The following is a 6,126-nucleotide window of genomic DNA, read 5'->3' as shown; positions in this document are numbered from 1 at the left end:
CCGCCGTGTCGGGGCCGTAGGCCAGGAGGGCGCGCACGTCGTCCGCCTCGTCGGGCTCCATCAGATCGAGCAGCTGCTCGGACCGGCCCTCCGGAAGCTGGGCGAGTAGGTCGGCGGCGTCATCCGGCTCCATCGCGTCGAGGATGTCGGCGGCCCGCTCGTCGCCGAGCTGTTCCAGAATGTGCGCCTGATCGTCCTCGGGCATCTCTTCGAGCGCATCCGCGAGACGATCGTCGGGGAGCTCGCCCGCGACCTCCATCATCCGCGCGTCGGGCAGATCGAGCAGAGTGTTGGCGAGGTCGGCGGGCAGCAGCTCGGAGTAAGAGGCCACCAGTTGCTCGACGGATTGCGACTCGCCGGGCGCCATGCGCTCGCGCACGTCGCTCCAGTTCGCGAACGTCGTGGGTCCCTTGGCGAAGGGGCTGGCGCTCGTCTTCGGGCGGCGCAGGAACAGCTGGCCGATGGCCCACTCGCCGAGGCGGTTGCGTTCGATGGCCGCATCCTCGATGACGGCTTCACCCGAGCCATCGATCAGGTGGACGCGGCGCCCGAGCAGTTCGGCGAGGACACGCACTTCACCGCCGCGCGGCTGGAACCGGCGCACGTTGATCAGGCCGGTCGTGATGACCTGGCCGGTCGCGATCGATGTCACGCGTCCGATCGACACGAAGACGTGCCGGCGTCCGGGGATCTCGACGACCAGCCCGACCACACGCGGTGGGTCGCTTGCTCGGTATACGACAACGACATCGCGGACGCGTCCCAGGCGGTCGCCCGCGGGGTCGAAGACGGCGCACCCGGCCAGGCGCGCGACAAAGACCCTTTGCGTGCTCACTGCTCCAGCGTAGCCCCGACACAGATGCTGCCTAGGGAGGGCGTGGGAGAATGGGCGGATGAGTATGTTGGGACCCGCCCCTACGGGCAGACGTGGAGAAGCCGTCGGCGAGACCATTGCGAGCTTTCCGACCTACGAGGGTGCGCAGAAGGCGGTCTCGGCGCTGATCGCGGGCGAGGTTCCCGCGCGAGACATCGCGATCGTCGGCCTGGGGCTTCGTTCCATAGAACGGGTGACCGGACGCCTGGGGTACGCCACCGCCGCACGTTCGGGTGCTGTGAACGGTTTGCTGATCGGCCTGTTCTTCTCGGCGATCCTCGTGCTCGGCAGCCCTTCCGTTCCGATCCAGGCGTTCGTCGGCGTGCTCTTCGTCGGTGTCGCGGTCGGGATGCTGCTCAGCATCATCACGTACTCCTTCATTCGCCGGCGCCGCGATTTCGCCTCCGTCATGCAGGTCCTCGCCGACCACTACGAGGTCACGGTCGGGGCTGACAGCCTCGCGAAGGCGCGGCAGGTGCTGGGTGTCGGCGGCGGGGCATCGGCATCCGCTCCTGCTCCCTTCGCTGCTCCCGCTGCTCCCGGGTCTGGTGCGCTTCCGCCGGTACCGCCCGCGCCCGGCGGTGCGGCGGGGCCAGCTGAGCGGCCCCCGCTGCCACCGGACGCCGCGCCCCCGCGCTACGGTGAGCGCATCGACCACGCGGCTCCCGAGGCGCCGCGTGAGGAACCCCCGCGCTACGGCCAGCGAATCGAGCCCGCCGCGGCAGCGCCGCCTGTCGAGCCCGGTGATGCCAACTCCGAGGCATCCGACCACGCTTCAGAGGATTCGGCAGACACCCCGCGCGACGCGACCGACTCAGACCGCCGCAGCGACTCGTGAACGGAGGAGATCTCCACTTCGGAGGACGGATGTCTGTGCCTGCATCCTCCGACGACGAGATCTCCTCCGCAACCGGCGGCGTGGAGCGTTGGCCCGTGACGCTGCCGACGGGCGAGGCCGAGATCAGCGTCGCCTCGCAGCGTCCCACCGCGGCCTGGACGACGCTCGTCCTCGCGCACGGCGCCGGTGCGGGGTACGACCACCCGTTCCTCGTCGGCTTCACGAACGCGCTCGCGCACGCGGGCGTCGCGACCGTGCGCTTCAACTTCCCCTACCGCGAGGCAGGACGACGGATGCCGGGGCCCGCGGCGCACGCGATCGCCACCTGGCGCGCGGTCGTCGACCGTGCCCGGGGCGAAGCGCCCGCGGGTGAGCCGTTGTGGGCGGCCGGTAAGTCCTACGGGGGCCGCATGGCCTCGATGGCCGAGGCCGAACGGCCGCTCGGTGTCGCGGGCCTCGTGTACCTCGGCTATCCGCTGCATCCGCCCGGCGACCCGGCGAAGGAGCGCGCGGAGCACCTGCCGCGGATCGCGGTGCCCCAGCTGTTCGTCGCGGGCACCATCGACCCCTTCGTCGTGCCCCACGACGGGCTGGAGCGCGCGGTCGAGGCGTGTCAGGACGCTCAGCTCACCTGGATCGAGGGCGGCGGGCACTCGTTCGAGGTGAAGGGGCATAAGCGCCCCGCGGATCAGGTCGGGGCCGACCTCGCGCCGCTCGTCGCGGAGTTCCTCCGCGCTCGACTGCTCTGAGGTCTGCACGCTCCCTTCGACAGGCTCAGGGAGCGTCGCGGTAGTCGGTCGCTGAGCCTGTCGAAGTGACTCAGACCTGCGGCGCGAGCCGAGCCATCCAGGCCTCGACGTCGTCGGCCGAGCGCGGGATGTCGGCCGAGAGATTGACCGGGCCCTCCGTCGTCATCAGGATGTCGTCCTCGATACGGACGCCGATGCCGCGATATTCCTCCGGCACCGTCACGTCATCGATCTGGAAGTACAGGCCCGGCTCGATCGTGAACACCATGCCGGCCTCGAGAACACCGTCGTAGTACATCTCGCGCCGCGCCTGTGCGCAGTCGTGCACGTCGATGCCGAGGTGGTGGCTCGTGCCGTGCACCATGTAGCGCCGGTGCTGTCCACCTGTCCCGGGCGCGAGTGCCTCGTCGGCGGTCACCGGCAGCAGGCCCCACTCGGCGACGCGGGCCGCGATCACGGACATCGCGGCCTCGTGCACCTCGCGGAATCGAGCGCCGGGGCGGGCCGCGCGCAGCCCCGCATCCGCCGCCTCGCGCACCGCCTCGTAGACCCGACGCTGCACCTCGGTGAAGCGGCCCGAAACGGGCAGGGTGCGCGTGATGTCGGCGGTGTAGAGGCTGTCGACCTCGACGCCGGCGTCGATCAGCATGAGATCGCCGGGAACGACGGGACCGTCGTTGCGGGTCCAGTGCAGGTAGCACGCGTGAGGTCCGGACGCCGCGATCGTGTCGTAGCCTTCCCAGTTCCCGTCCGTGCGCGCCCGGAGGTGGAAGACGCCCTCGACCACGCGCTCGCCGCGGGGGTGCGCGACGACGCGGGGGAGCGAGCGGACGATGTCGTCGAACCCGTCCGCCGTGACCTGGACGGCGAGGCGCATCTGCTCGATCTCGAATTCGTCCTTGACGAGCCGCAACTCGGACACGAAGCGCGTCAGGTGTTCGTCCTCACCGACCACGAGATCGTCGTCGGATGCCTCGAACGCCTCGATGTGTGCCGTAGCGAGCGCCAGATTGGCAGCGACACCCGCGAGGGCCGGGCGGGGACCGATCCAGAACTCACCGATCGAGGCGTCGGCGTAGAACTCGGCCGTGTTGCGGTCGGCGCGCTCGCGGAAGTACAGGGTCTCGGTGTGTCCGTCCTTGATGGGGTCGAACACGAGGACGGCGTCGGGCTCGGCATCCCGCTCCCACCCCGTCAGGTGCGCGAACGCGGAATGGGCGCGGAACGGATAGTCGGTGTCGTTGCTGCGCACCGCCACACCGCCCGCGGGGACCACAACTCGCTTGCCCGGGAAAGCCGCCGACAGCACGGCGCGACGGGCCGCGGCATAGGCGGCCTGCGGACGCGCTGTGGCAGACGGCTCGGGACGGTCGGCCCATCCGGTCGAAATCGTGTCGAGAAAGCCCTGACCGAATCGCTGCCGGCGGTTCGCGTTGGCCTGCGCCTCGCGCTCGTCGCGTGCGCTCGCGGCCTCAGCCTCGTCGGTCGCCGCGCCGTCGGACACCGTGTTGGTTTCACCTGTCGTGCTCATCGTTCCAGTCTCGCACGCGCTGCCGTGGCGGCGCCGGGAGAGCGACTCTCTCAGCCGACGGGCTCGAGTTGGACGACGAGGGGCCGGTGGTCGCTGCCCGACCCGTCGAGCGAGCGCAGCACGATCGATCCTGTCGCCTCCCAGTTCGGTGTCGAGAGGACGTGGTCGATCGGTGCGCCGGCGAGAGCGGGGATGTCCGTCGTCCAAGTGCCCACGCCGCCGTTTCCGGATTCGGATGCCGCATCGTGGCAGTACCCGAGCGTTCCGCCGTCGACACCCAGCCGTGCCATGTGATCGATGGTCGCGTTGAAATCGCCCGCCATGATCACATTGCCGGTGGCGCACTGGTCGGCCAGCCAGCGGAGGTCGTCGCGCCAGTGCTCCATATCTCCCTGGCGCGGTGCGACGGCATGCACGGCCACGACGATCGGGCCTTCACCGTCGACCGGCATGGCGACGGCGCTGGGAAGGACCGCGGTGTTGCTCGAGCCGTCCTGCGACGATTCGATGACCGAGTAGTCCCCGAGATCGGGGGAGATCAGCAGGGTCGTGGACCGCGCATCCCAGGTGTCGACGCCCACGCTGAACTCGACGTGGTGCGCCCACATGGGTCGGCCGAGTTCCCGCATGGCCACCGCGATCTGCTCGCCGGTCTCGATCGTCGTCTCCGGGAGCGAGATGATGTCCGCCTGCATCGCGACGGCTGTCTGCGCCACGGAGACGGGATCCGTCGCCTCGCCGGCCGTGTTCCACGTCATCACGCGAACGCTTGTCTCCGTCTCGGCGGGAAGCTCGGTCGTGCCGAGCCCCCGCGTCCCGACGATCACCCCGTTGCCGAGCGTCCCGACGATCGCGACCAAGGCCATCGAGAGCGCGAACCCGCGGAGAGGCCGGGCGATCGCCAGCAGCAGCATCAGGATCGCGGCTATTGCGAAAGCGACGGCGACGAGCGATCGGAAGGCCACGATCTGAGCGATCGGAAAGGTCTGCTCGACCCGGAAGAACGAGGGCCAGGTCAGCACCGCTGTCGCAATCGCGAACAGCACGGCGATGAGGATCCCGAGCACACGCAGCACGTTCCGACTCTAGAAGCCGAGGCTGGGAGAACGACCCACGCGGGCGCCCCGAGCGCTGGCGCCCGCCCCGCATCTACGTGCGGGGGTACGCTCGTGGGGTGAGCGGGCAGCGGCGATTCGAGCGGCGATTCGAAGGACCGAGCGACCTGCACCTCCACTCATTGCGATCCGATGGGACGGAACCGCCCGAGACGGTCGTCCGGGCGGCGCATCGCTACGGACTCCGCACCATCGCGCTGACCGACCACGACACGACCGCCGGTTGGGCGGAGGCCGCCGAGGCGACGACGTCGCTCGGCATGACGCTTCTGCCGGGCATGGAATTGAGCGCCAAGCACGGGTGGCGAAGCGTCCACCTGTTGGCGTACCTCTTCGACCCGGACAACCCGGCGCTTCGGGCCGAAATGGAACGCGTGCGCACGGACCGGATGGGGCGAGCCGAGCGGATCGTCCGCAACATCTCACGCGACTACGACCTGTCGTGGGCGGACGTCGTCGCTCAGACATCCGACGGCGCGACCGTGGGTCGCCCGCACATCGCCGATGCGCTCGTGGCGCGCGGCCTGGCCGTCGACCGGTCCGCTGCATTCGAAGGCATCCTGCATCCGCGCGAGGGCTATTACGAGGGTCACTACGCGCCGGATCCGCTCACCGCGGTGCGCCTGATCGTTGCCGCCGGAGGCGTACCGGTCGTTGCGCATCCGACTCCCGCCGGGCGGGGACTGATGATGCCGGTTCCATATCTCGAAGAACTGATCGACGCGGGGTTGGCCGGATTCGAACTCGATCACCGCGAGAACACACCCGCGGGTGTGGCGGTGCTGCGCGGGATCGTCGAGCGGCGGAACCTGATCGTCACGGGTTCGAGTGACTACCACGGCCTCGGCAAACCGAACCTGCCCGGCGAGAACACGACCTCGGACGAGATGGTCGAACGGATTATTGCGCGCGGCACCGGAGTCGCGCCCGTCTTTCCCTGAGACCCGCAGCCCCGGGACGCCCACCCCGGGACACGGGAACCACGAAGCGGCCCCCACCCGGAAGAGGATGGGGGCCGC

At 69.8% G+C, this 6,126-nt stretch carries 6 protein-coding genes; 3 read left to right on the top strand and 3 right to left on the bottom strand.

The window, feature by feature from the left end:
* Positions 1-835, bottom strand: an 835-nt coding sequence (locus MIC448_RS11320) for a magnesium transporter MgtE N-terminal domain-containing protein (RefSeq protein WP_036299651.1), incomplete at its 3' end; no start/stop codon positions are given.
* Positions 836-893: 58 nt separating this feature from the next.
* Between MIC448_RS11320 and MIC448_RS16435 the strand changes: the two genes are divergently transcribed.
* Both MIC448_RS16435 and MIC448_RS11310 read left to right on the top strand, forming a co-directional pair.
* Positions 894-1,712: a general stress protein gene (locus MIC448_RS16435; protein WP_232711583.1), complete on the top strand. Its 819-nt coding sequence runs from the start codon at positions 894-896 to the stop codon at positions 1,710-1,712.
* Positions 1,713-1,741: 29 nt separating this feature from the next.
* Positions 1,742-2,461, top strand: coding sequence for an alpha/beta family hydrolase (locus MIC448_RS11310; protein WP_144238039.1), 720 nt, complete (start codon positions 1,742-1,744; stop codon positions 2,459-2,461).
* Between the two features lie 70 nt (positions 2,462-2,531).
* Here MIC448_RS11310 and MIC448_RS11305 read toward each other — a convergent pair whose 3' ends face one another.
* Both MIC448_RS11305 and MIC448_RS11300 read right to left on the bottom strand, forming a co-directional pair.
* Positions 2,532-3,992, bottom strand: coding sequence for an aminopeptidase P family protein (locus MIC448_RS11305; protein ID WP_051513667.1), 1,461 nt, complete (start codon positions 3,990-3,992; stop codon positions 2,532-2,534).
* A 50-nt stretch (positions 3,993-4,042) separates the two neighbouring features.
* Positions 4,043-5,068: an endonuclease/exonuclease/phosphatase family protein gene (locus MIC448_RS11300; protein ID WP_036299649.1), complete on the bottom strand. Its 1,026-nt coding sequence runs from the start codon at positions 5,066-5,068 to the stop codon at positions 4,043-4,045.
* A 98-nt stretch (positions 5,069-5,166) separates the two neighbouring features.
* Here MIC448_RS11300 and MIC448_RS11295 point away from each other — a divergent pair, with 98 nt between their 5' ends.
* Positions 5,167-6,048: a PHP domain-containing protein gene (locus tag MIC448_RS11295; protein WP_036299647.1), complete on the top strand. Its 882-nt coding sequence runs from the start codon at positions 5,167-5,169 to the stop codon at positions 6,046-6,048.
* The last annotated feature ends 78 nt before the right edge of the window (positions 6,049-6,126 follow it).

The organism is Microbacterium sp. C448 (genome assembly GCF_000582705.2).
In the GTDB taxonomy this organism is placed as follows: domain Bacteria; phylum Actinomycetota; class Actinomycetes; order Actinomycetales; family Microbacteriaceae; genus Microbacterium; species Microbacterium lacus_A.
Note: the sequence above shows the minus strand (reverse complement) of the source record. Positions and strands in the feature narration are given on the sequence as shown.